Below are 286 nucleotides of genomic sequence, written 5' to 3'. Positions count from 1 at the left end.
CCTTAAACAGGGGATGGGACTCTGTAAAACGGCTGGTTTCCGTATTGGGCAGTCCCTGCCAGCCAATACTGCGTAAAGGGGCAGAGCCCATTACCCGGTCGTGAGGGTTACAGTAAATCCAGGTGGTACCGTGGTTATCACGCTCTGGTACACCGCCGCGCGTTTTCCCGGCCGGTGACCAGCTTTCGCCATCACTGCTGGCTCCTGCAAGTAATCTTTCACACCCTTGCTTTTTTAAGCGTGTTTTGTTTTCAGCCACTTTCTTTACAATATCGGCAAATGTCGC

At 52.4% G+C, this 286-nt stretch carries 1 protein-coding gene; it reads right to left on the bottom strand.

The genetic code is table 11. The features are described from left to right. The coding region (locus tag NNO02_RS23645) for a T6SS effector phospholipase Tle3 domain-containing protein (RefSeq protein ID WP_442867935.1) at positions 1–286 on the bottom strand (286 nt) is incomplete at both ends.

The sequence above is a fragment of the Citrobacter sp. Awk 2 genome, assembly GCF_028069815.1.
Lineage (GTDB): Bacteria > Pseudomonadota > Gammaproteobacteria > Enterobacterales > Enterobacteriaceae > Citrobacter.
Note: the sequence above shows the minus strand (reverse complement) of the source record. Positions and strands in the feature narration are given on the sequence as shown.